General features: G+C 69.7%; 23 protein-coding genes and 1 pseudogene. 18 read left to right on the forward strand and 6 right to left on the reverse strand.

What is annotated here, in order from left to right; genetic code table 11:
- Nucleotides 1-19 precede the first annotated feature (19 nt).
- Nucleotides 20-1,807, forward strand: coding sequence for a serine/threonine-protein kinase (locus ACWC1K_RS18705; RefSeq protein WP_450832619.1), 1,788 nt, complete (start codon nt 20-22; stop codon nt 1,805-1,807).
- A gap of 12 nt (nt 1,808-1,819) precedes the next feature.
- Here ACWC1K_RS18705 and ACWC1K_RS18710 read toward each other — a convergent pair whose 3' ends face one another.
- Together ACWC1K_RS18710 and ACWC1K_RS18715 are read right to left on the reverse strand one after the other, a co-directional pair.
- Nucleotides 1,820-2,887 carry a sugar ABC transporter substrate-binding protein gene (locus tag ACWC1K_RS18710; RefSeq protein WP_450832621.1) on the reverse strand — a complete coding sequence of 356 codons (1,068 nt, stop codon included), beginning with the start codon at nt 2,885-2,887 and terminating at the stop codon, nt 1,820-1,822.
- A 279-nt stretch (nt 2,888-3,166) separates the two neighbouring features.
- Nucleotides 3,167-4,873 (reverse strand): sigma-70 family RNA polymerase sigma factor, encoded by a 1,707-nt coding sequence (locus ACWC1K_RS18715; RefSeq protein WP_450832622.1) that lies wholly within the window; start codon nt 4,871-4,873, stop codon nt 3,167-3,169.
- A gap of 240 nt (nt 4,874-5,113) precedes the next feature.
- Between ACWC1K_RS18715 and ACWC1K_RS18720 the strand changes: the two genes are divergently transcribed.
- From ACWC1K_RS18720 to ACWC1K_RS18740, 5 genes are all read left to right on the forward strand, one after another.
- Nucleotides 5,114-5,527, forward strand: a complete 414-nt coding sequence (locus tag ACWC1K_RS18720; protein ID WP_450832623.1) for an SsgA family sporulation/cell division regulator — start codon at nt 5,114-5,116, stop codon at nt 5,525-5,527.
- A 43-nt stretch (nt 5,528-5,570) separates the two neighbouring features.
- Entirely contained in the window at nt 5,571-6,197 is a 627-nt protein-coding gene (locus ACWC1K_RS18725) for a prepilin peptidase (RefSeq protein WP_450832625.1), read from the forward strand.
- Between the two features lie 49 nt (nt 6,198-6,246).
- The gene (mqnC, locus tag ACWC1K_RS18730; RefSeq protein WP_115906557.1) at nt 6,247-7,446 is read left to right on the forward strand and encodes a cyclic dehypoxanthinyl futalosine synthase; all 1,200 of its coding nucleotides are present in this window, start codon (nt 6,247-6,249) and stop codon (nt 7,444-7,446) included.
- Between the two features lie 7 nt (nt 7,447-7,453).
- Nucleotides 7,454-7,900, forward strand: a complete 447-nt coding sequence (locus ACWC1K_RS18735; RefSeq protein WP_450832627.1) for an imidazolonepropionase-like domain-containing protein — start codon at nt 7,454-7,456, stop codon at nt 7,898-7,900.
- Nucleotides 7,901-8,049: 149 nt separating this feature from the next.
- Complete coding sequence (locus tag ACWC1K_RS18740; protein WP_450832629.1) at nt 8,050-8,742, forward strand: demethylmenaquinone methyltransferase; 693 nt, start codon at nt 8,050-8,052, stop codon at nt 8,740-8,742.
- 3 nt (nt 8,743-8,745) lie between these two features.
- Here the strand turns inward: ACWC1K_RS18740 and ACWC1K_RS18745 are convergent, their stop codons facing one another.
- Together ACWC1K_RS18745 and ACWC1K_RS18750 are read right to left on the reverse strand one after the other, a co-directional pair.
- Nucleotides 8,746-9,048: a PASTA domain-containing protein gene (locus ACWC1K_RS18745; protein WP_450832631.1), complete on the reverse strand. Its 303-nt coding sequence runs from the start codon at nt 9,046-9,048 to the stop codon at nt 8,746-8,748.
- 126 nt (nt 9,049-9,174) lie between these two features.
- A complete protein-coding gene (locus tag ACWC1K_RS18750; protein WP_450832633.1) occupies nt 9,175-9,690 on the reverse strand; it encodes a GNAT family N-acetyltransferase in 516 nt (171 codons plus the stop codon).
- Nucleotides 9,691-9,790: 100 nt separating this feature from the next.
- Between ACWC1K_RS18750 and ACWC1K_RS18755 the strand changes: the two genes are divergently transcribed.
- Complete coding sequence (locus ACWC1K_RS18755) at nt 9,791-11,107, forward strand: geranylgeranyl reductase family protein (protein ID WP_450832634.1); 1,317 nt, start codon at nt 9,791-9,793, stop codon at nt 11,105-11,107.
- A gap of 3 nt (nt 11,108-11,110) precedes the next feature.
- Here ACWC1K_RS18755 and ACWC1K_RS18760 read toward each other — a convergent pair.
- Nucleotides 11,111-11,350: pseudogene (locus tag ACWC1K_RS18760) on the reverse strand (peptide deformylase); the annotation flags it as partial.
- Nucleotides 11,351-11,579: 229 nt separating this feature from the next.
- Entirely contained in the window at nt 11,580-12,371 is a 792-nt protein-coding gene (locus ACWC1K_RS18765) for a C40 family peptidase (RefSeq protein WP_450832635.1), read from the reverse strand.
- Between the two features lie 767 nt (nt 12,372-13,138).
- Between ACWC1K_RS18765 and ACWC1K_RS18770 the strand changes: the two genes are divergently transcribed.
- The 11 genes from ACWC1K_RS18770 to nuoK are packed head-to-tail and all read left to right on the forward strand — an operon-like array spanning nt 13,139 to nt 23,968.
- Nucleotides 13,139-13,498 carry an NADH-quinone oxidoreductase subunit A gene (locus tag ACWC1K_RS18770; protein ID WP_003992243.1) on the forward strand — a complete coding sequence of 120 codons (360 nt, stop codon included), beginning with the start codon at nt 13,139-13,141 and terminating at the stop codon, nt 13,496-13,498.
- 13 nt (nt 13,499-13,511) lie between these two features.
- Entirely contained in the window at nt 13,512-14,066 is a 555-nt protein-coding gene (locus ACWC1K_RS18775; RefSeq protein WP_007383964.1) for a NuoB/complex I 20 kDa subunit family protein, read from the forward strand.
- Nucleotides 14,063-14,806: an NADH-quinone oxidoreductase subunit C gene (locus ACWC1K_RS18780; protein WP_365833750.1), complete on the forward strand. Its 744-nt coding sequence runs from the start codon at nt 14,063-14,065 to the stop codon at nt 14,804-14,806. The genes ACWC1K_RS18775 and ACWC1K_RS18780 overlap by 4 nt, the downstream gene beginning before the upstream one ends.
- A complete protein-coding gene (locus ACWC1K_RS18785; RefSeq protein ID WP_450832637.1) occupies nt 14,803-16,125 on the forward strand; it encodes an NADH-quinone oxidoreductase subunit D in 1,323 nt (440 codons plus the stop codon). Before ACWC1K_RS18780 ends, ACWC1K_RS18785 begins: the two co-directional genes overlap by 4 nt.
- The gene (nuoE, locus tag ACWC1K_RS18790; protein WP_450832638.1) at nt 16,122-16,991 is read left to right on the forward strand and encodes an NADH-quinone oxidoreductase subunit NuoE; all 870 of its coding nucleotides are present in this window, start codon (nt 16,122-16,124) and stop codon (nt 16,989-16,991) included. The genes ACWC1K_RS18785 and nuoE overlap by 4 nt, the downstream gene beginning before the upstream one ends.
- Nucleotides 16,988-18,337 carry an NADH-quinone oxidoreductase subunit NuoF gene (gene nuoF, locus ACWC1K_RS18795; protein ID WP_398962483.1) on the forward strand — a complete coding sequence of 450 codons (1,350 nt, stop codon included), beginning with the start codon at nt 16,988-16,990 and terminating at the stop codon, nt 18,335-18,337. The genes nuoE and nuoF overlap by 4 nt, the downstream gene beginning before the upstream one ends.
- Nucleotides 18,334-20,838, forward strand: coding sequence for an NADH-quinone oxidoreductase subunit G (locus ACWC1K_RS18800; RefSeq protein ID WP_450832640.1), 2,505 nt, complete (start codon nt 18,334-18,336; stop codon nt 20,836-20,838). Before nuoF ends, ACWC1K_RS18800 begins: the two co-directional genes overlap by 4 nt.
- Nucleotides 20,835-22,199, forward strand: a complete 1,365-nt coding sequence (nuoH, locus tag ACWC1K_RS18805; RefSeq protein ID WP_450832642.1) for an NADH-quinone oxidoreductase subunit NuoH — start codon at nt 20,835-20,837, stop codon at nt 22,197-22,199. Before ACWC1K_RS18800 ends, nuoH begins: the two co-directional genes overlap by 4 nt.
- On the forward strand, nt 22,192-22,833 hold the full coding sequence (nuoI, locus tag ACWC1K_RS18810) for an NADH-quinone oxidoreductase subunit NuoI (RefSeq protein ID WP_450832643.1): 642 nt from the start codon (nt 22,192-22,194) through the stop codon (nt 22,831-22,833). Before nuoH ends, nuoI begins: the two co-directional genes overlap by 8 nt.
- Entirely contained in the window at nt 22,830-23,672 is an 843-nt protein-coding gene (locus ACWC1K_RS18815) for an NADH-quinone oxidoreductase subunit J (protein WP_450832645.1), read from the forward strand. Before nuoI ends, ACWC1K_RS18815 begins: the two co-directional genes overlap by 4 nt.
- On the forward strand, nt 23,669-23,968 hold the full coding sequence (nuoK, locus tag ACWC1K_RS18820) for an NADH-quinone oxidoreductase subunit NuoK (protein ID WP_020130147.1): 300 nt from the start codon (nt 23,669-23,671) through the stop codon (nt 23,966-23,968). Before ACWC1K_RS18815 ends, nuoK begins: the two co-directional genes overlap by 4 nt.
- Nucleotides 23,969-23,977: the final 9 nt, after the last annotated feature.

Here is a 23,977-nt window from a genome sequence, read left to right on the forward strand (position 1 = left end):
CGGGGGAGGGGTGGACGCCATGCAGCCGCTCGGAGCCGACGAGCCCACCGTCGTGGGGCCCTACCGGCTGCTCGGCCGGCTCGGCTCCGGCGGGATGGGCCGCGTCTACCTGGGCCGCAACGCCGGGGGCCGCACGGTCGCGGTCAAGATCGTGCACCCGCACTTCGCGCTCGACGAGGAGTTCCGCGCCCGCTTCCGCCGCGAGGTGGAGGCCGCGCGGCGGGTGGGCGGCGCCTGGACGGCCCCGGTGCTCGACGCGGACCCGGGGGCGGCCGTCCCCTGGGTGGCCACGGCGTATGCGGCGGGTCCGTCGCTGGCGTCGGCGGTCGCGGACGACGGCCCGCTGCCGGCTCATTCGGTACGGGTGCTGGGTGCGGGGCTGGCGGAGGCGCTGGCGGCGGTGCACGAACTGGGCCTGGTGCACCGGGACGTGAAGCCGTCCAACGTCCTGCTGACGCTCGACGGTCCGCTGCTGATCGACTTCGGCATCGCGCGGGCGACGGACGGCACGGCGTCCCTGACGTCCACCGGCGTGTCCATCGGCTCGCCCGGTTACATGTCGCCCGAGCAGATCCTCGGGAAAGGGGCCACGGGGGCGGCCGACGTCTTCTCGCTGGGCGCGGTGCTGGCGTATGCGGCGACCGGGGAGCCGCCGTTCCCAGGGGACTCGTCCGCGGCCCTGCTCTACAAGGTCGTCCACGAGGAGCCCGAACTCGGCTCGCTGAGCGGTGAGGTGCGGGACGTGGTGGAGGCGTGCCTGGTCAAGGAGCCGGGGCGGCGGCCGACGCCCGGTGAGGTGGCACGGCGGCTGGCTCCCGAGGGCGCGGCGCGGCTGGCGGCGGGCGGGTGGCTGCCGGGGGCGCTGGTGGAACAGGTGAGCCGCAGTGTCGTGAAGCTCCTGAACCTGGAGGCGGGGGACGAGGCGGCCTCGGGGCCGGTGGCGTTCAGCAGCCCGTCGGTCGGGGACGCGGTGACGGCGGGCGGGGAAGGAGCCGGGTGGTCGACAGCCGGCCGGGAGGCGACCGGGCAGCCGGCCACGGGGGAGTTCGGGCCGGCGCCGGTCATGCCGGCGGCTGCGTCGTTCTCCGGCACCTCGGGTTCCGCGCCCGCACCCGCAGCTTCCGCCTCTTCCACTCCCGCGCCTCCCGTCTCCCTGCCCGAGCCGCGGGACGCGCCTCCCGTCGAACAGCGCCCCGGCAGGGTCACCGTGTCCGTGGCGGCCGTGTCCACGCCGGGCGACGGCGGGCGCGGGCGGCGGCTGAGCTGCACGGTGGCACTGGCGGTCGCGGGGGCGTTGGCGGCGGTGACGGTGGGGTCGGTGTTCCTGTTCCACCTGCTGCCGGGCACCGGGGAGAACGACGCGGGCAGTTCCGGAAGCGGTGCGTACTCCCCTGGGCCGGGCGCCACGTCGAGTGCCTCACCCAGCGCCGACTCCACCACCGCCGCCGACGGCGCCGCCGTCCCCGCCGGTTACCTCGGCACCTGGGAGGGCCAGGGCCTCGTCCTCGAGGGTGCCCTGCCCGCGGGGACCTTCCGGGTGACGGTCCATCAGGCGGTCGTGGGCGAGGAGGTGGGCAGGGTCCGGCAGACCGACCAGCTCGGGGGCGTCTGCAACGACGTACTGACCCTGAAGAAGGTGACGAAGCAGGAGCTCGTCACGACATCGGTGGGCGCCAAGTCCAACCACACGGGGTGCAACCCGGTGGCGCACACGGTGCGGTTGGCCCGGGTGGGCAACGACCTCAAGTACATGTCGGACAGCGACGCGGAGGGGAAGCCCACGGCGCGGATGTCGAAGGTCGAGTAGACGAAGCCCAGGTCAGGGGTTGTTGCCCCAGAGGGACGTGTCGTCGCTCCTGAGACTGGGAACCCCGCCGTAGGTCCCGCCGCCCGCGGTCACCAGCGGGGCGGGGAGCTGGTCCTCCAGCAGACCCTCGCGGACCTGGACGATCGTGCTGTCGTGGTCGGTCCTGCCTGGTTTGAACGTCCTGCCCTCGATCGCCGCCTTCAGGTAGGAGAGGGCGTACTTCGCGTAGAGGTCGGCGGGCTGGGAGACCGTGGCGTCGATCTTGCCCTGGGTGATGTCCTGGAGCTCCCTGGGGGTGCCGTCGTTGGAGACCACGAACACGTGCCTGTGGTCCTTCGGACCGACCAGCAGACCCTGCTGCCTGAGCACCTGCAGGGTGCCGGAGAGCATGGAGCTGGCCTCCATGTAGACGCCCTTGATGTCGGGGTGAGAGGTGAGATCCGTCTGCAGCTTCCGGGCCGCGATCGCCCCGTCCCAGTTGGTCGCCTCACCGAAGACCTCGATCTTGGGGTAGTTCTTCTTCATGCACCCGCTGAACCCCTCGGTGCGGTCCCGGGCATTGATCGAGGCCAGGTCGCCTTCGAGCATGACGACCTTGCCCTCACCGCCCAGCTTGGTGCCGAGGAACCGGCAGGCCTTCTCGCCGTATGCGCGGTTGTCGGCGCGGACGATCATGTAGACGCGGCCGGTGTCAGGGCGGGTGTCCAGGGTGACCACGGGGATCTTCTGCGCGGACAACTGCCGCAGGACGGGCCCGATGGCACCGGTGCTCTGCGGAGCCAGCGCCACGCCCTTCACCCCGTGGATGATGAGCGTCTGTACGTTGGCGGCGAGATTGCCGACGTCGTTCTGCGAGTTGGTCGTCTCCAGCCTCAGGCCGAGCTCCTTGGCGAACTGAGGGGTGTACTTGATGTACGAAGTCCAGAAGTCGGTGTCGGAGCGGGGATAGTCGACGCCCACCATCGGGGCACCCTTCGCGCCGCCCCCCGAGTCGGTGCCGGAGCCGCCGCAGGCGCTGAGCGCGGCGACGGCGAGGACGGTGACGGCGCCGAGACCGGGATGTCTCAGGCATCTCTTCACGGCGGGCCCCCCTTGGGGGGCGGTTTCCTGCCGGAGATCAGGCCCGGGGGCGGACCGGTGGCCCGTGCATGCCGCCGTCGGCGACGAGATCGGTACCTGTGACGGCAGCGGGGAGCGGGCTCGCGAGGTACGCGTTCCGGCGTGGTTTCCGCTGCTCATCAGGCCTCCTCGCCACCACTGTAGACGTCGTGCCCCCGACCTGCGGGTGCTCGGCCGACGCACCGTGCATCCGTGACCACGGCGGGTTGTCACGTCGGCGGGTCCGTGGTGGCGGCGGCTCTAGTCCGAGCCGTACCCCCCGCTGTCGTGCTGGTTCCCGCAGTCGTCCCCGGGAGGTGCGGAGACCGTTGGGGCGGTGGGCGCGGGGCCGGATGGCGGCTCGGTCCCGGTGGGGCCGGGTGAGGGGTCCTGGGGGTCCTCAACAGGCCCGGGCTCCACGGGAGTCGGTGTCTCGGGCTGCGATGCGGGCGGGGAGGAGGGGACGGCCGGGGTTTCCCGCGCATCCTCGCTGGGGGGTTCCGAATCCTCCGGAGGCTCCTGGGTCGGAGGGGTCGGAGGGGTCGGAGGCGTCGGAGGGGTCGGAGGCGTCGGAGGCGTTGGGGGCGTTGGGGGCGTCGGGGTCTTTGGGGGCTTTGTGGTGGGAGGTGCCGGGGTCTTCGGGGGCTGCTTGGTAGGAGGTGCTGGGGCCTTCGGGGGCGGGTCGGTCGGAGCCGGGGGTTTCGGGTGCGGGGCGGGGGGCGCCGGCGGAGCCTTCGGGTCTTCGTTCGAACCACCCGACTTCGGCGGAGCCGGATCCGTGCCCTTCGGTGCGGGCTCGGTCGGCTCCTCCGGCGCGGTCCTGGTGGGCGGTGCTGTGTCGTCCGTCCTGCCGGTGTCGGCCGTGCGCGCCCGCTCGCCGCTCGGAACACCGGCCGCACGGGTCGACGTACCGTCCTTCCTCGGTGCCCCACTCCCGGCACCCGGCGCCGGCGCCTCGGCCACCGGTGCGTGGGCCACGGGCGCGTCGGCCACCGGCATCCGGTGCGGAATCCGGCCCGAGTCGGCCGGGCCGAGGACGAGCAGGAGCGCGGCGGCGCCCGCCACGACCGCCCCGGTGGCCGCCGCCACCTGCGTCTTCGAACCGCCGACCGCCGCTTGACGCACTGCGTGCAGCAGCCCGGCGTGTCCGCCGGCCGCCGTCGCCGCACCGGCAGACCCGGCGGCGAAGGCGAGCAGGAACTTGCCCGCACCGCCCACCGCGAACACGAGAAGCGCCGGCCCGACGAGCGCGGGCAGCCGGTCGTTGGCGCTCATCAGCGCGGCCAGCCGCCCCCGGCAGTCGTCGCACGCGTCCACATGCCCGAGCAGCCGCTCGGACTGCTTGGCCGTCGCCGCACCCCTTACATACGCGGGCATCCGCGCCCAGTACACCTGGCACGCGGGGTCGTCGGGCGCACCGGTCTGCGTCCGCAGGAACGCCTGCCGCATACCCTCCCGGGCCCGGTGCAACAGCACGGCCGTGGCACCCTCCTTGGTCCCGAGCTGCGGACCGATCGCGGCCAGCGGCTGTCCCTCCGCCTCCGCCAGCCACAGCGCCTTCACCCACCGCTCGGGCAACTGCTCCAGCACCCGTACCACCAGGTCGACGGAGGACACGCGCTCGGCGGGGTCGTCCGTGTGCGGATGAGCGTCCGTCTCGACCCGCTCCTCGCCGTGCGGGTCCCGCGGCGTCTCGCGCACCGCGCTCCCGGCGGCGATCGCGAGGTGCCGCACCGTCGTCATCAGATACGCCGGCACGTTGTCGATCTCGTGCCCCGCGGCCAGCCGCCGCCATACCCGGAAGTGCGCCTCGGCGACCAGGTCTTCGGCGGTCCAGGCGTTCCGGGTGAGCGAGCGGGCGTAGGCGACGAGTCGCGGCTGCTGTTCCTCATAGATCCGGGCGTACGCGGTCGTGGCGGCGTGGGACGCGGAAGCCGGTGCGGACACTGCAGTGGAACCGTCGGACATGGCGGAACGCTCCAGTTGCCTACTACTGAGGACGGAGAAGGTTTTGTAAACCTAGATGGCAAAAGGTTCAATCAAAGTTGCGGCGTATCGCCGATGTGACGCACGTCACGAGAGTTGATTTCTGTCGCGGCGTAATGACCGCGCCCCGAAGGGGCTCCCAAGAGGTACACAGGCCCAACGGGCCGCCGCAGAACCCGACATGCTCGAAATGCTCTACATGCCCGAAAAGGGAGCCCCCTCGTGTACATAGCCCTGGAGCAGCCCACCGGCGCCCACCTGCTCACCCCCGACCAGGAGGAGCTGGCGGTGCCCGTCACCCTCCGATATCTCTCCGACGACCCGCTGGCGGTGCATCTCGTCTTCCCGGCCTGGATCTCGCTCGACGAGGAGGAGGTGACCTGGACCTTCGCCCGCAGCCTCCTGGAGGAGGGCCTGGGCGGCCCCGCGGGTCTCGGCACGGTACGGCTCCGCCCCTACGGCCCGGCCCACACCGTCGTGGAACTCCACGCCCCGCAGGGCATCGCCGCGGTCCGCTTCGAAACCACCGCCCTGCACCGCTTCCTGCTCCGCTCCTACACGGTCACCGAGCCGGGCGGCGAGCCCCTGGAACCGGCCCTCGACCGGGGGCTCGCCTCTCTGTTCGGCGCTGTGTGAGGCTGGGGGCCACGGTTTCGCCGGCCAACGACCCCCGGGACGGATGAAGTTGCTGATCGCCGTCGCCGCGCTCTGGGGCGCGGCAGCAGGGGCGCTGCTGCCGAGGGCCGCCCACCGGTTCTCCGTGCAGGCGTACGGCCCCGGTGTCCTCGCCCTCACCACCGCCCTCGTCTGTGCGGCTCTGGCCGCCGCCACCGGCACCCGCCCCGAACTCGGTGTCTGGCTGCTGCTCGGGCCCGTCGGGGTGCTGCTGACGGTCGTCGACCTGAAAGTGCGGCGACTGCCCGACGCTCTGACGCTGCCGCTCGCGGGCACCGTCCTCGTGCTGCTCGGCGTGGTGACGCTGCTGCCCGAGCACGCCGGTGACTGGACGACAGCCCTGTACGGCGTCCTCGCGCTCGGCGGGTTCTTTCTCGTGCTGTCCCTCATCGAGCCGGACGGCATGGGCCTGGGGAACGTCAAGTTGGCGCTCGGGCTGGGCGCAGCCCTGGGCTGGTACGGCTGGCCCACGCTCATGCTCGGCACCCTCGCCGCCTTCCTGCTCGGGGCGTTGTACGGGGGCGCGGTCTCCGTCGCGCGGCGGGCCGGGCGGGAGGCGGCCGTCGCGTTCGGGCCTTTCCTGCTCGGCGGGGCGTTTCTCGGGCTGCTGATCGGGGCGTACACGGCCTGACGTAGGCTGGCCTGGTCTGTCCACAACCCTTGACGAAAGGGACGCCCCGGTGACCGAGAAGGCCGACCTTCAGTCCGTCCTCGACCGTGCCGCGGCCGGTGGTCGGATCACCCCCGAAGAGGCACTCGACCTCTACCGCGACGCCCCGCTGCATGCGCTGGGCGCCGCCGCCGACGCCGTGCGCCGCCGTAAGTACGCCGGCACCGAGCACATCGCGACGTACATCATCGAGCGCAACATCAACTACACGAACGTGTGTGTCACGGCGTGCAAGTTCTGCGCCTTCTACGCCGCTCCCAAGGACACCGCCAAGGGCTGGACGCGGGATCTGGACGACATCCTGCGGCGCTGTGCGGAGACCGTCGAGCTCGGCGGCACCCAGATCATGTTCCAGGGCGGGCACCACCCGGACTACGGCGTCGAGTACTACGAGAAGCACTTCGCCGCCATCAAGAAGGAGTTCCCGCAGCTCGTCATCCACAGCCTGGGGGCGAGCGAGGTCGAGCACATGGCCCGGATCTCCAAGGTGAGCGTGGAGGAGGCCATCTCGCGTATTCACGCCGCCGGGCTCGACTCGTTCGCGGGCGCCGGTGCCGAGCTGCTTCCCGAGCGGCCGCGCAAGGCCATCGCGCCGCTCAAGGAGTCCGGCGAGCGCTGGCTGGAGATCATGGAGACCGCGCACCGCCTGGGTGTCGAGTCGACGTCCACCATGCTCATGGGCACGGGCGAGACCAACGCCGAGCGCATCGAGCACCTGCGGATGATCCGTGACGTACAGGACCGGACGGGCGGCTTCCGCGCCTTCATCCCGTACACCTACCAGCCCGAGAACAACCACCTGAAGGGCCGCACCCAGGCCACGCTCTTCGAGTACCTGCGGATGATCGCCATCGCGCGGCTGTTCATGGACAACGTCCAGCACATCCAGGGTTCCTGGCTGACCACCGGCAAGGAGGTCGGGCAGCTGTCCCTGCACTACGGCGCCGACGACCTCGGATCGATCATGCTGGAGGAGAACGTCGTCTCCTCGGCCGGCGCCAAGCACCGCTCCAACCGGCTCGAGATCATCGACCTGATCAGGAAGGCGGGGCGCGTTCCCGCCCAGCGGACCACGACGTACGAGCACATCGTCGTCCACGACGACCCGGCGAACGACCCGGTCGACGAGCGGGTGATGTCGCACATCTCGTCCACGGCGATCGCGGGCGGCACCGCGCATCCCGAGCTGAAGCTGCTGGCCTCCAACTGACGTACCGGTGCTGACGATTCACACCGCGGACGAGGTCCGCACCGGCCGGGACGCCGAAGCGATCGAGGACGGAGCCGTGGCGGTCGAGGGGAACCGGATCGCCGCGGTGGGTCCGCTTGCCCAGGTGCGGGAGCGGTTTCCGCAGGCGCGGGTGCGGAGTTGGCCGGGCGTCCTGGAGCCCGGGCGGCTCCACGAGGGCCCGCTTCCCGATGCGCCGAGCCCGCGCGAACGCATCCATGCCGTGCTGAAGTCGGGCGCCGTGGCGATCCTCGCGCAGCACGCCGACTCGCCGGAACTGCGGGCGGCGGCCGACCGGAACGACGTCCTCGTACTGTCCGGTGCGGTGCCTTCGGTTCTGGTCGAGTCCGGCCGGGCCGACCTCGCCGTGTTCGACGAAACCGGCGCGTGCCTCGCGACGGTGTGCGCGGGGCGCCTCGTCCACAGGCGTCGTTAGCCCGCGAACGCCTTTCCGAAGGCTGCCGAAACCTCGTGGTGCCCGGTGTCGCCACTGTTGGGCGGCCGGCCGGAGGACGCGGCCGCGAAGAAGAAGCCCAGGGTCCTCCCCTGCGCGGGTGCCGTGGGTCGGGCTGCAAGAATGACGGTGTGACCCGCGCTTCCCTGAACAAGCAGCCGCACGAAGTCGCCTCGATGTTCGACGACGTGGCGGAACGGTACGACCTGACGAACGACGTGCTGTCGCTCGGCCAGGACCGGGTGTGGCGCAGGGAGGTGGCCCGGGCGGTCGATGCCCGGCCCGCGCAGAAGATCCTGGACCTGGCCGCCGGCACGGCCACGTCCTCGCTGCCCTTCGCCCGCACGGGCGCGTACGTCGTCCCCTGCGACTTCTCGCTCGGCATGCTCCAGGTCGGCAAGAAGAAGCACCCCTGGCTGCCGCTGACCGCGGGCGACGCGACGAAGCTGCCGTTCAAGGACGACACCTTCGACGCCGTCACGATCTCCTTCGGGCTGCGCAACGTGCAGGACTTCGACACGGCCCTGCGCGAGATGCACCGGGTGACCAAGCCCGGCGGCCGGGTGGTGATCTGCGAGTTCTCGCACCCGACCTGGGCGCCCTTCCGCACGGTCTACACCGAGTACCTGATGCGCGCCCTGCCGCCGGTCGCCCGCGCGGTCTCCTCGAACCCGGAGGCCTACGTCTACCTCGCCGAGTCCATTCGCGCCTGGCCCGACCAGCCCGCGCTGGCCGAGCACCTGCAGAAGGCCGGCTGGTCGAAGGTCGCGTGGCGGAACCTCACGGGCGGGGTCGTGGCCCTGCACCGCGGTTTCAAGGGCTGACGTTCAGGCGGAGCTGACGACGTACGGGTCGCCCGGCTCGTCCAGCTCGCGCTGCAGCCCGCCGGTGGGGGGCCTCGGGATGCGCGGCTCACGCACGCCTCCGCCGCCCTCTCCCTCGCCGAAGTCGAACCAGACGTAGATCACGGAGTCCGGCGGCACCTCCGCATTGGGCTGCGGGTACTGCCGTACGACGTACTCGACCACGGTCTGGTGGAAGTCGGGCCGGTCCGGCGCATTCAGGAAGAGGCCGGTCGCCTCCGCCGTCTTGCGCGCGTCCATGGCCATCAGTCCGACCAGCCGTGGCACGCGTACCTCGGGTGTTTTGGGTGTTATTCGCACAGATGTCACCCCCAGCGGTACTGGAAGGGTAACCGCACGGGGGTGTCGACCGGAAGCGTCAAGTATCTTTCTGTAGCAGTCGGTTACCGTGCGTCACGTACTGTGGAGCTGGAGCCGGAAGCAGAGGGCGTCCTCCTGGAGCCGGGGGTGCGGGAAGCTCTCCGCCGGCTCCATGCCCAGCCGCCTGGTGACCGCGATGGACCGCTCGTTCCCGGGCCTGACCATGGCCACCACACTCGGAACGCCCGCCGCCCTGAGCCGTTCCAGGGTCATCTGCGCGGCCGCGGTGGCATACCCCTTGCCCCAGAAGTCCCGCCCGAGCCGCCAGCCGATCTCGATCTCGCCCGTGGGGCCCCAGTCCTGCGGCCACGGCTGGGCGCCCGTGAAGCCCATGACCTGCCCGGACTCGTCGACCATGGTCCACAGGCAGAAGCCGAGTTCCGCGTCATGTCTGCGCTGCCGGGCGGTGAGCTCCTCGTAGACGGACAGGTCGGCGGATTTCCCGCCGTGGAACTCCATGACATCCGGGTCGTCGAAGACGCGATGCCAGGCGACCGCGTCCTCGTCGGTGGGGACGCGCAGCCGTACTACGGGGAGAGCTCGGTTCACGAGGGCAGCCCTTCAGCCTGGTGATCAATTCTGCTGAATAGACTGCCTGTGTCCAGTGCCGCTCGGCACAGAGATTTATCGAACTTGGGGAGATCCCGCCGTGACCGTCGTGACCGAGCCCCACTCCGAGCCCTCCCCCGAGCCCTTCTCCGAGAACACCGCCGATGTGATCGTCGTGGGCGCGGGCCCGGCCGGCTCCACCACGGCGTACCACCTCGCCAAGTCCGGCCTCGACGTCCTGCTGCTGGAGAAGACCGAGTTCCCGCGCGAGAAGGTCTGCGGCGACGGCCTGACTCCGCGCGCGGTCAAGCAGCTCGTGGCGATGGGCATCGACGTCTCCGAGGAGGCCGGCTGGCTGCGCAACAAGGGTCTGCGCATCATCGGCGGCGGCGTCCGCCTCCAGCTGGACTGGCCGGATCTCGCCTCCTTCCCGGACTACGGCCTCGTCCGCAAGCGCGACGACTTCGACGAGCAGCTCGCCCGCAACGCCCAGAAGGCGGGCGCCCGGCTCTTCGAGCGCTGCAACGTCGGCGCCCCGATCATCGACGACCGCACCGGCCGTATCACCGGCGTGCACGCCAAGCTGGGCGAGGAGAAGCGCGAAGTCACCTTCCACGCCCCGCTCGTGGTCGCCGCCGACGGCAACTCGACGCGCCTGTCGCTGGCCATGGGCCTGCACCGCCGCGAGGACCGCCCGATGGGCGTCGCGGTCCGTACGTACTTCGAGTCGCCCCGCCACGAGGACGACTACCTGGAGTCCTGGCTGGAACTCTGGGACCGCCGGGGCCCCCAGGACCGCCTGCTCCCCGGCTACGGCTGGATCTTCGGCATGGGCGACGGCACGTCCAACGTCGGCCTGGGCGTCCTGAACACCTCCGACTCCTTCAAGGAGCTCGACTGGCGCGAGGTCCTGAAGGCCTGGTGCGCCTCCATGCCGGAGGACTGGGGCTACACCCCGGACAACATGACCGGCCCGATCCGCGGCGCCGCCCTCCCGATGGCCTTCAACCGCCAGCCCCACTACACCAAGGGCCTGCTGCTGGTCGGCGACGCCGGCGGCCTGGTGAACCCCTTCAACGGCGAGGGCATCGCCTACGCCATGGAGTCCGGGCAGATCGCCGCCGACGTCATCGTCCAGGCCCACGCCCGCCCGACGCCTGCGAGCCGCGAACTCGCCCTGCAGCGCTACCCGCGTGTCCTCAAGGACACCTACGGCGGCTACTACACATTGGGCCGCGCCTTCGTGAAGCTCATCGGCAACCCGAAGGTCATGAAGATCGCGGCCCAGCGCGGTCTGACCCACCCCATGCTGATGAAGTTCACCCTGAAGCTGCTGGCGAACCTGACGGACCCGACCGGCGGCGACGCGATGGACCGCATCATCAACGGACTGAGCAGGGTGGCCCCGAAGGCGTGACCAGCTGCTGAGAGTCACCACGGTGGCGGCCCGGCGTGCGAACACCTCGTCGCGCGCCGGGCCGCCACGTGCCTGAGGGCGTCCTGCCGCTCCCGCGTGAAGAGCTGGTCCAGGCAGACCTGGCCGTTGCAGTGGTAGTGGTCGGGCTCGCGCCAGGCAGCGCCCTGAGTACCCCGTGCCCTCGATGCTGAGGGGCGCGCCGTCGTTGTCCCACCCGCGCACCACTGCCCGGTCCGGGAGCGGACCTGGCGACGACGGAAGGCGCCGACGAGTCCGCGCGACGGGCCCTCAACGCCCTCCTGGACGCGGACAATTCGGACGCCGAACCGTATGAGATCCGGGAGCCGAACCGGCCGCCGGAGACGGAGCCCCAGAAGCGGGTCGACGGCGGAAAGGACGGAGGGGCCGCTGCCCCCGAGCGGCTGCGGCCCTTCCGTGCGTCCGTGCAGCACGGGTTGTGCTGCGGGGTACGTCAGAGCACCCGCACCGCGCCGGTCGGCGGGTCGTAGGAGAGCGGCCTCTCGACCACACCGGTCGACGGGTTCTGCGCGCCGACGAACATGCCGTCGCCGACGTACACCGCCACGTGGTACGCGCTGCCCGCGCTGCCCCAGTACAGGATGTCGCCCGGCTGCAGGTTGCTCAGCGAGACCTGGGTGCCGGCGGTCGACTGGTCCTGCGAGACCCGCGGCAGGCTGATGCCGATCTGCTTGAAGGCGGTCTGCACCAGGCCCGAGCAGTCGTAAGCGGACGAACCAGTCGCACCGGACACATAGGCCTTACCGACCTGAGCCTTGACGAAGTTGACGATCGCGGCGGCCGAACCGGTGGCCGTGGACGTCGAGGTGCTCGTCGTGGCGGCGAGCGTGGTCCGCTCCGCGCTGCGGGAGGCTGCCTGCTCGGCAGCGGCCTTGCGGGCGGCCTCGGCCTTCTTCTTGGCCTCGGCCTTCTTCTTTGCCTCCGCGAGGTCCGCCTTGGCCTGCTTCGCGGCCTTTGCGGCGGCCGCGTCACGCTCGGCCTGCAGCTCGTAGTTCGCGGCTGCCTGCTGCGTGGCGTCCGCGGACTGGGCGACCTGAGTGGCCAGATCGGCCGTCAGGGTGGGCAGTTGCAGGGTCTGCGTGGTCTCGGCGGCGCTCGCCGAGGCCGACGCGCCCGCGGCAGCCATGCTGAGGACGCCACCGGCAACTCCGGCGCGCACCGCGAGACTCGTCGTCGCGCTGCGGCGGGGCTTCCGGTGGCTGCGTATGTGAGCGGTGTGGGACATGAGGACAACGGGTATCAGGGGCTCCTCCATACCTTCAAGAAACGTGTGGTGCGCCACAGTTGTTCAGCCGTCGGCCCGAATTCCGGGCGGCTCGCTCTTTATTGACGCCGTAACGGACATTGCGGACGCGGCCCATCAGGCCTGTGATCACGGCGTTTCATGATTACGCCCGAATTGCCCCGCACCTACCATTGGTTGGCGCAGGTGGCCAAGCCCCGTTCTCAGGCGCCTCTCGCGGTGTGGCGGAGGTCACGCAACGGTCACGGCAATGTGCGCGTCTCGCGCGAAGATCACGACCAGATTGCGCTCGGGTCACGACCGGGCCCCCGCTCGTGAATGCGTGCACGCGTCCACACCGCACCGCGCGCCTCCCTCTGATGTGTGAACGGGGCGCATTATCAGGACATCTCGTCCAAGACCAATTTGCATGCAAGGGAAGTCTCTTGATATTGAGACGCCCCTCCCCAGCTGCGCGGATGAGCGAAAATGTCACCTCTGGTGATCACTTGGACGCTTCACGTACGAAGATCACCGCTCATCCGACTTCATGATCCTTCATCAGGTGGTGGAGATCACAAAGGTTGTGCAATACCCCGTGTCGCAGATCACAGAGCGGCGGGCATAAGATGCGAGGCAGTTGGGCTTGTGACCTGCTTCACATGTTCTCGATCTTCGCCGGGACGCGCGGGGTTGGAGAGACGTATGAGGTGGGTGTGAGTCCGATGCCATCGCCAGCAGTCAGTGCCGACTGAGAGGAGCGAGGAGCGGTGAACGCGTATGCGCCCATCCTCGTACTGGGAGCCCTCGGGGCAGGCTTTGCGATCTTCTCCGTGGTCATGGCCACGCTGATCGGTCCGAAGCGGTACAACCGGGCCAAGCTCGAGGCCTACGAGTGCGGAATCGAGCCGACCCCCACGCCGGCCGGCGGCGGGCGCTTCCCCATCAAGTACTACCTGACGGCGATGCTCTTCATCGTCTTCGACATCGAGATCGTCTTCCTCTACCCCTGGGCCGTCACCTTCGACGCCCTGGGGATTTTCGGGCTCGTGGAGATGCTGCTCTTCGTGCTCACCGTCTTCGTCGCGTACGCGTACGTATGGCGGCGCGGCGGCCTGGAATGGGACTGAGGGGCCTTAACACATGGGACTCGAAGAAAAGCTGCCGAGCGGATTCCTGCTGACCACCGTCGAGCAGGCCGCGGGCTGGGTGCGCAAGGCGTCCGTCTTCCCGGCCACGTTCGGCCTCGCCTGCTGCGCCATCGAGATGATGACCACCGGCGCCGGCCGCTACGACCTGGCGCGCTTCGGCATGGAGGTCTTCCGCGGTTCGCCCCGCCAGGCGGACCTGATGATCGTGGCCGGCCGGGTGAGCCAGAAGATGGCGCCGGTGCTGCGCCAGGTCTACGACCAGATGCCGAACCCCAAGTGGGTGATCTCCATGGGGGTCTGCGCCTCCTCGGGCGGCATGTTCAACAACTACGCGATCGTCCAGGGCGTCGACCACATCGTGCCGGTCGACATCTATCTGCCCGGCTGCCCGCCACGGCCCGAGATGCTGATGGACGCCATCCTCAAGCTGCACCAGAAGATCCAGTCCTCCAAGCTCGGCGTGAACGCCGAGGAAGCGGCCCGCGAGGCGGAGGAAGCGGCGCTCAAGGCCCTGCCCACGATCGAGATGAAGGGGCTGCTGCGGTGAGCGACGCGAACGGCACCAACGGGGTCAACCCGGAGAAGGATCTCGGCGCCTCCAACCTCCCCGGCCAGCGCGGCGAGGGCGGTGAGGAGATCCGCGTCCAGCGCGGCATGTTCGGCGCCAACAACGGCGGCGACACCTCCGGCTACGGCGGCCTGGTCCGCTCGGTCCGCCTCCCGGGACCGGCGGCCCGCCCCTACGGCGGATGGTTCGACGAGGTCGCCGACGAACTGGAAGGCGCACTGGAGGAACAAGGACTCCTCCCGGACAACGCGATCGAGAAGACAGTCGTCGACCGCGGCGAACTCACCTTCCACATCGAACGCGAGCACCTGCTGCGCGTCGCCCGCACCCTGCGCGACGACCCCGCCCTGCGCTTCGAGCTCTGCACCGGTGTCAGCGGAGTCCACTACCCGCACGACAAGGGCCGCGAGCTGCACGCCGTCTACCACCTGCGCTCGATCACCCACAACCGGCTGATCCGCCTCGAAGTCAGCGCCCCGGACGCCGACCCGAAGATCCCGTCGCTGGTGTCGGTGTACCCGACGAACGACTGGCACGAGCGCGAGACCTACGACTTCTTCGGGATCGTCTTCGACGGTCACCCGGCCCTGACGCGGATCATGATGCCGGACGACTGGCAGGGCCATCCGCAGCGCAAGGACTACCCCCTCGGCGGCATCCCCGTCGAGTACAAGGGCGCCCAGATCCCGGCTCCGGACCAGCGGAGGTCGTACTCGTGAGCACTTCGCAAGCCTCTCCTCGCGAGACCACTGAAGGCACCGTATATACGGTCACCGGTGGTGACTGGGACGAGGTCGTCCAGTCAGCGGCCCGCGCCGACGACGAGCGCATCGTCGTCAACATGGGGCCCCAGCACCCCTCCACCCATGGAGTGCTCCGTCTGATCCTGGAGATCGAGGGCGAGACGGTCACCGAGGCCCGCTGCGGCATCGGCTACCTGCACACCGGCATCGAGAAGAACCTCGAGTTCCGCACGTGGACGCAGGGCACCACGTTCGTGACGCGCATGGACTACCTGACGTCCTTCTTCAACGAGACCGCCTACTGCCTCGCCGTCGAGAAGCTCCTCGGCATCGAGGACCAGATCACCGAGCGGGCCAAGATCATCCGGGTGCTCCTGATGGAGCTGAACCGGCTCTCCTCGCACCTGGTGTGCATCGCCACCGGCGGTATGGAACTGGGCGCCACCACGATCATGATCTACGGATTCCGTGATCGTGAAATGATTCTCGACATCTACGAGCTCATCACGGGCCTGCGCATGAACCACGCGTACATCAGGCCCGGCGGACTCGCGCAGGACCTGCCGCCCGGCGCGGTGGACCACATCCGCGAGTTCGTGAAGAAGATGAAGAAGAACCTCCCGGAGTACGACAAGCTCGCCACCGGGAACCCCATCTTCAAGGCCCGTATGCAGGACGTCGGCTACCTCGACCTGGCCGGCTGCATGGCCCTCGGCGCCACGGGGCCGATCCTGCGCTCCACCGGCCTCCCGCACGACCTGCGCAAGGCGCAGCCGTACTGCGACTACGAGACATACGACTTCGACGTCCCGACCGCCGACACCTGCGACTCCTACGGGCGCTTCCTGATCCGCCTGGAGGAGATGCGCCAGTCGCTCAGGATCGTCGAACAGTGCCTGGACCGGCTGCAGCCCGGACCGGTCATGGTCGCCGACAAGAAGATCGCCTGGCCCGCCCAGCTCGCCCTGGGACCGGACGGGCTCGGCAACTCCCTCGACCACATCAAGAAGATCATGGGCACCTCCATGGAGGCCCTGATCCACCACTTCAAGCTGGTCACCGAGGGCTTCCGCGTCCCGCCGGGACAGGTGTACGCGGCCGTCGAGTCACCCAAGGGCGAACTCGGGGTGCACGCCGTGTCCGACGGAGGCACCCGCCCCTTCCGGGTCCACTTCCGTGACCCGTCCTTCACCAACCTGCAGGCCATGGCGGCGATGTGCGAGGGCGGCCAGGTCGCCGACGTCATCGTCGCCGTCGCGTCCATCGACCCCGTGATGGGAGGCGTCGACCGGTGACCACCAGTTCCTCTGGCGTCAGCCTGGGCATGCCCGAACTGCCCGCGCCCGCCTACCCGGACGACGTCCGAGCCCGGCTCGAGGCGGATGCGCGCGAGGTGATCGCCCGCTACCCCGACTCCCGGTCCGCGCTCCTGCCGTTGCTGCATCTCGTGCAGTCGGAGGAGGGCCATGTCACGCGCACCGGGATGCAGTTCTGCGCGGACGTGCTGAACCTGACCACGGCCGAGGTCACCGCCGTCGCCACCTTCTACACGATGTACCGGCGCAAGCCGAGCGGTGACTACCAGGTGGGCGTCTGCACCAACACCCTGTGTGCGGTGATGGGCGGTGACGCGATCTTCGAGGAGCTCCAGGAGCACCTGGGCGTCGGCAACGGTGAGACCACCGACGACGGCAAGGTCACCCTGGAGCACATCGAGTGCAACGCGGCCTGCGACTTCGCGCCCGTGGTGATGGTCAACTGGGAGTTCTTCGACAACCAGTCCCCGGCCAGCGCCAAGCGCCTCGTCGACGACCTGCGCGCGGGACGGCCGGTCGAGCCCACGCGCGGGGCGCGCCTGTGCACCTTCAAGGAGACCGCGCGGATTCTGGCCGGCTTCCCCGACGAGCGGCCAGGGGCCGTCGAGGAGAGCGGCAGTGCGGGACCGGCGTCGCTGGTGGGCCTTCGCCTGGCAAGGGGAGAGGCCGCACCCGCGCGCGTGGTCCATCCGCGGGACGGCGGCCCGCACGAGGACGAGCCGCAGGACAGCGCAGTGCACGAGCCGTCGCCGACCGAGCACCTCAGCTCACACGATGCGCCACAGGACACGTCGGCCTCCGACCCGGCCCACCCGGCAGGGCCTGCCGCCGAGGAGGGGGAGTGATGACCTTGGCACCCGAACTCAGGAACAACAGCCCCGAGAAGCTGCTCGCACCCGTGCTGTCGGCCTTCTGGGACGAGGACCGGTCCTGGACCCTGGACGTCTACCGAAGGCACGAGGGATACGAGGGGCTCCGCAAGGCGCTCGCGATGTCCCCGGACGACCTGATCGCGTACGTCAAGGACTCCGGGCTGCGCGGCCGCGGCGGCGCGGGATTCCCCACGGGAATGAAATGGCAGTTCATTCCCCAGGGAGATGGAAAGCCGCACTATCTAGTTGTCAACGCCGACGAATCGGAGCCGGGAACCTGCAAGGACATCCCGCTCCTCTTCGCGAACCCGCACAGCCTCATCGAGGGCATTGTCATCGCGTGTTACGCCATCAGGTCTTCGCATGCCTTCATCTATCTGCGTGGTGAAGTCGTCCCCGTTCTGCGGCGGTTGCACGAGGCCGTGCGCGAGGCCTACGAGGCCGGCTACCTCGGCGAGAACATCCTGGGCAGCGGGCTGAACCTCCAGCTCACCGTGCACGCCGGCGCCGGCGCGTACATCTGCGGTGAGGAGACCGCACTGCTCGACTCGCTCGAAGGCCGCCGGGGTCAACCGCGGCTCCGTCCCCCCTTCCCTGCGGTGGCGGGCCTCTATGCGTGCCCGACTGTTGTGAACAACGTCGAGTCGATCGCGTCGGTTCCCGCAATTCTGCACCGGGGCAAGGAATGGTTCCGGTCGATGGGCAGCGAGAAGTCCCCCGGCTTCACGCTCTACTCGCTCAGCGGCCATGTCGCGAGCCCCGGCCAGTACGAGGCCCCGCTCGGCATCACACTCCGCCAGCTGCTCGAGATGAGCGGCGGCATGCGGCCGGGCCACCGCCTCAAGTTCTGGACGCCGGGCGGCTCTTCGACGCCGATGTTCACCGACGAGCACCTCGACGTACCTCTCGACTACGAGGGAGTGGGCGCCGCCGGATCCATGCTCGGCACCAAGGCCCTGCAGTGCTTCGACGAGACGACCTGCGTCGTACGCGCCGTCACCCGCTGGACCGAGTTCTACGCCCACGAGTCCTGCGGCAAGTGCACACCGTGCCGTGAAGGGACGTACTGGCTCGTGCAGTTGCTGCGCGACATCGAGGCCGGCAAGGGCGTGATGTCCGACCTCGACAAGCTGAACGACATCGCCGACAACATCAACGGCAAGTCCTTCTGCGCCCTCGGCGACGGCGCCGCCTCGCCGATCTTCTCCTCGCTGAAGTACTTCCGCGAGGAGTACGAGCAGCACATCACGGGCCGCGGCTGCCCCTTCGACCCGGCCAAGTCGACGGCCTGGGCCGACCGCACGGAGGTGAACGCATGACCGTGACCACCAGCGCTCCCACAGGTGGGGGAGAGGCGGCGGTCCCGCCGGAGGATCTCGTGACGCTGACCATCGACGGCGCCGAGATCAGTGTGCCCAAGGGCACCCTGGTCATCCGGGCCGCCGAACAGCTCGGCATCGAGATCCCCCGCTTCTGCGACCATCCCCTGCTCGACCCGGCCGGCGCCTGCCGCCAGTGCATCGTCGAGGTCGAGGGCCAGCGCAAGCCGATGGCGTCCTGCACCATCACGTGCACGGACGGCATGGTGGTGAAGACCCACCTCACCTCGCCGGTCGCCGAAAAGGCCCAGCACGGTGTGATGGAGCTCCTCCTCATCAACCACCCGCTGGACTGCCCGGTCTGCGACAAGGGCGGCGAGTGCCCCCTGCAGAACCAGGCGATGTCCCACGGGCAGGCCGAGTCCCGCTTCGAGGGCAAGAAGCGCACGTACGAGAAGCCCGTGCCGATCTCCACGCAGGTGCTGCTCGACCGTGAGCGGTGCGTGCTGTGCGCCCGCTGCACCCGCTTCTCCAACCAGATCGCGGGCGACCCGATGATCGAGCTGGTCGAGCGGGGCGCGCTCCAGCAGGTCGGCACCGGTGAGGGCGACCCCTTCGAGTCGTACTTCTCCGGCAACACCATCCAGATCTGCCCGGTGGGCGCGCTGACCTCGGCGGCCTACCGCTTCCGCTCCCGTCCCTTCGACCTGGTGTCCTCGCCGAGCGTGTGCGAGCACTGCTCCGGCGGCTGCGCCACCCGCACCGACCACCGGCGCGGCAAGGTCATGCGGCGCCTCGCCGCCAACGACCCCGAGGTCAACGAGGAGTGGATCTGCGACAAGGGCCGGTTCGGGTTCCGGTACGCACAGCAGCGGGACCGGCTCCAGACACCCCTCGTACGGAACGCGGAGGGCGACCTCGAACCGGCCTCCTGGCCTGAGGCGCTGCAGATCGCCGCTCAGGGACTGCTCGCCTCTCGCGGCAGGACCGGTGTCCTGACCGGCGGCCGCCTCACCGTCGAGGACGCCTACGCGTACAGCAAGTTCGCGTGCGTGGCCCTCGACACGAACGACATCGACTTCCGCGCGCGCGTGCACGGCAGCGAGGAGGCCGACTTCCTCGCCGCGAAGATCGCCGGACGCGGACGTGATCTCGACGGTACGGGCGTCACGTACACCTCTCTGGAGAAGGCGCCCGGCGTTCTGCTGGTCGGGTTCGAGGCCGAGGAGGAGGCGCCCGGCGTCTTCCTGCGGCTGCGCAAGGCCTGGCGCAGCCATGGCCAGCAGGTGTTCTCGCTCGCCACGCACGCCACGCGCGGTCTGGAGAAGGCCGGGGGCACGCTGCTGCCGGCCGCCCCGGGCACCGAGACCGAGTGGCTGGACGCACTGGCGAGCGGGGTCGGGCTGGAGGACGACGGGGCCAGGGCGGCCGAGGCGCTGCGCGCCGAGGGCGCGGTGATCGTCGTCGGCGAGCGGCTGGCCGCCGTGGCAGGCGGGCTGACCGCAGCCGTACGGGCCGCCTCCGCGACCGGCGCCCGGCTGGTGTGGATCCCGCGGCGGGCCGGTGAGCGCGGTGCCCTGGAGGCGGGCGCGCTGCCGTCGCTGCTGCCGGGCGGCCGCCCGGCCACCGATCCACGCGCGCGTGAGGAGGTCGCCGCGGCCTGGGGCCTCGCCGAACTTCCGCACCGCTACGGACGCGACACCACTCAGATCGTCGAAGCCGCGGCGACCGGCGAGCTGCAGGCACTGCTGGTCGCGGGCGTCGAGGTCGCCGACCTGCCGGACCCGGCACGCGCGCGTGAAGCGCTGCAGGAGGCCGGCTTCGTGGTGTCCCTGGAGCTGCGCCCCAGTGAGGTCACCGAACGCGCCGATGTCGTCCTTCCCGTCGCCGCGGTCGCCGAGAAGGCCGGGACCTTCCTCAACTGGGAAGGCCGGGTGCGGTTCTTCGAGGCCGCGATCAAGCCGGACCAGATGACCCGCCGCCCCGCGCCCACCGACGCGCGCGTGCTGCAGATGCTGGCCGACGCCATGGATGTCCACCTGGGTCTGCCGGATCTGCGCACCGTACGCGCGGAGATCGACCGGCTCGGTCCGTGGGACGGCCCCCGGGCCACGGAACCCCTGGAGACCGCGGCCCCGTTGCCGCGGCCCGCCGCCGGGGAAGCCGTACTGGCCGGCCATCGGCTGCTGCTCGACCAGGGGCTCCTCCAGGAGGGCGACGAAGCGCTCGCCGGAACGCGGCACGCCGCCCACGCGCGCGTGTCGGCCGCGACCGCCGCCGAGGCGGGCGTCAAGGACGGCGACACCCTCGCGGTGACCGGTCCCTCCGGAGCGGTCGAACTCCCGCTGCGGATCGCTCAGATGCCCGACCGGGTGGTCTGGCTCCCGCTGAACTCCGCAGGCGGGGGCGTCGCCTCCGACACCGGGGCGCTGCCCGGCGCTCTCGTCCGTATCGGCCCGGCGACGCTCGTCGGCGAGGCCCCCGAGGAGGTGGAGGCATGAGCCCGTACCTCGCCGCTGAAGACCTCTCGATGTTCGGCCGCGACCCCTGGTGGCTGGTCGTCGTCAAGGCGGTCTTCTGCTTCGCCTTCCTGATGGTGACCGTGCTGTTCTCCATCGTCTGGGAGCGCAAGGTCGTCGCCTGGATGCAGCTGCGCATCGGCCCCAACCGGCACGGCCCCTGGGGCATGCTCCAGTCCCTCGCCGACGGCATCAAGCTGATGCTGAAGGAAGACGTCATCGTCAAACGCGCGGACAAGGTCGTCTACGTCCTCGCGCCGATCATCGCGGCCATCCCGGCCTTCATGGCGATCGCGGTGATCCCCTTCGGCCCGGCCGACAACGAGATCTCCATCTTCGGCACCCGCACCACGATGCAGCTCACCGACCTGCCGATCGCGATGCTCTACATCCTCGCGGTCGCCTCGGTCGGCATCTACGGCATCGTGCTGGCGGGTTGGAGTTCCGGATCCACCTATCCGCTCCTCGGTGGCCTGCGCTCCTGCGCACAGATGATCTCCTACGAGATCGCGATGGGCGCCGCCTTCGCCTCCGTGTTCCTCTACTCGGGGTCGATGTCGACGTCGACGATCGTCGAGCAGCAGCACGACCGCTGGTACATCGTGCTGCTGCCGGTCTCCTTCATCCTCTACATCGTCACGATGGTCGGCGAGACCAACCGCGCCCCCTTCGACATGCCGGAGTCCGAGGGCGACCTGGTCGGCGGCTTCAACACCGAGTACTCGTCGATCAAGTTCGCGATGTTCATGCTCGCCGAGTACGTGAACATGGTGACGGTCTCGGCAGTGTCGACCACCCTCTTCCTCGGCGGCTGGCGCGCCCCCTGGCCGATCAGCACCTTCTGGGAGGGTGCCAACCACGGCTGGTGGCCGCTGCTCTGGTTCGTGATCAAGGTGCAGCTGCTGCTGTTCCTCTTCATCTGGCTGCGCGGCACCCTCCCGCGGGTCCGCTACGACCAGCTGATGAAGCTCGGCTGGAAGGTCCTCATCCCGGTCTCCGTGGTCTGGCTGATGCTGGTCGCGACCGTCCGGGCCATGAAGAACGAGAACTACGACTTCGCCGACATCGCCCTCTACATCGGCGGCGGCGTCCTCGCCCTGCTGCTCCTGTCCTTCGTCGTCGACATCTTCCGCGACAAGGGCGGGAAGGCCGAGCAGCCTGCCGAACAGGCCGCCGGATTCGACCCGATGGCGGGCGGATTCCCCGTACCGCCACTGCCGGGACAGGAGTTGCCGCCGGTGCCGAGGCGCAGTCCGCGCCGCGAGCGAGAGCTGATTGTCAGTGGTGGGTCGGATACTGCCAGTGACGGATCTTCGGATGGAAAGGAGGCGTCCGATGGCTGAGGAGCCCAAGGAGACCAAGCCCGGTTTCATGAACCCCGTCGCAGGCTTCGGCGTGACCTTCAAGGCCATGTTCAAGAAGCGGCTGACCGAGCAGTACCCGGAGCAGCAGAAGACCACCGCCCCCCGGTTCCACGGACGGCACCAGCTCAACCGCCATCCGGACGGCCTGGAGAAGTGTGTGGGCTGCGAGCTGTGCGCCTGGGCCTGCCCCGCCGACGCCATCTATGTGGAGGGCGCCGACAACACGGACGAGGAGCGCTACTCGCCGGGCGAGCGGTACGGGCGCGTGTACCAGATCAACTACGCCCGCTGCATCCTGTGCGGCCTGTGCATCGAGGCGTGTCCCACCCGCGCGCTCACGATGACCAACGAGTTCGAACTCGCGGACAGCAGCCGCGCCAACCTCATCTACACCAAGGAGCAGCTGCTCGCCGGTCTCGAAGAGGGCATGGTCGACAGCCCGCACGCCATCTATCCGGGGATGGACGAGCAGGACTACTACCGGGGGCTCGTCACCGAGGCCGCGCCCGGCACCGAGCGCCAGGCGGCCCCCTCCAAGGGCGAGGTCACCCAGGAGGCCGCCTCCACCTTCGGCGAGGACGAGCCCGCCTCGGAGAAGGTGATCGGCCGATGAGCGCGCAACTCGCCGCCTACTCCACCTCCACCGGAGAGGCCTTCCAGTTCTGGGTCCTCGGCACCGTCGCCGTGATCGGAGCCCTGGCCACCGTCTTCATGAAGAGGGCCGTGCACAGCGCGCTCTCGCTGGCCGGCACCATGATCATCCTGGCGGTCTTCTACCTCGCCAACGGCGCCTACTTCCTGGGCATCGTGCAGATCGTCGTCTACACCGGCGCGATCATGATGCTGTTCCTCTTCGTGGTGATGCTCGTCGGCGTGACGGCCGCGGACTCCCTGAAGGAGACCATCAAGGGCCAGCGCTGGCTGGCCCTTCTCTGCGGCCTCGGCTTCGGCGTCCTGCTGCTCGCCGGGATCGGCAACGCCTCCCTCAAGGACTTCAACGGTCTGGGCGAGGCGAACGCGAACGGCAATGTGGAGGGCCTCGCGGCCCTCATCTTCACCAAGTACGTCTTCGCCTTCGAAATCACCGGCGCCCTGCTGATCACGGCCGCCGTCGGCGCCATGGTGCTCACGCACCGCGAGCGCACCGAACGCGCCAAGACCCAGCGCGAGCTGTCCGAACAGCGCGTCCGGGAAGGCAAGTACGTGCCGCCGCTGCCGGCGCCCGGCGTGTACGCCCGGCACAACGCGGTGGACATCGCGGGCCTGCTGCCCGACGGCACCCCGTCCGAGCTCACGGTCAGCAAGACGCTGCGTGATCGCGGCCAGATCCGTGACGTGTCGGCGGAGGCGCTCAACGACCTGCGGGCGCTGGAGCAGCGTGCGGAGGAGCGCCTGGAGCGGACCGCGATCGATCCGGCGAACCTCAAGCGGGCCGAGGAGGCGTCGAAGTGAACCCGGTCAACTACCTGTATCTTGCCGCCCTGTTGTTCACGATCGGCGCCACCGGCGTACTGATCAGGCGCAACGCGATCGTCGTGTTCATGTGCATCGAGCTCATGCTCAACGCCTGCAACCTCGCGTTCGTCACCTTCTCCCGGATGCACGGCAATCTCGACGGCCAGATCATCGCCTTCTTCACGATGGTCGTGGCCGCCGCGGAGGTCGTGGTCGGGCTCGCGATCATCGTGTCCCTGTTCCGTTCCCGCCACTCGGCCTCGGTCGACGACGCCAGCCTGATGAAGCTCTGAGGGGTCGCT

The organism is Streptomyces sp. NPDC001492 (assembly GCF_053597275.1).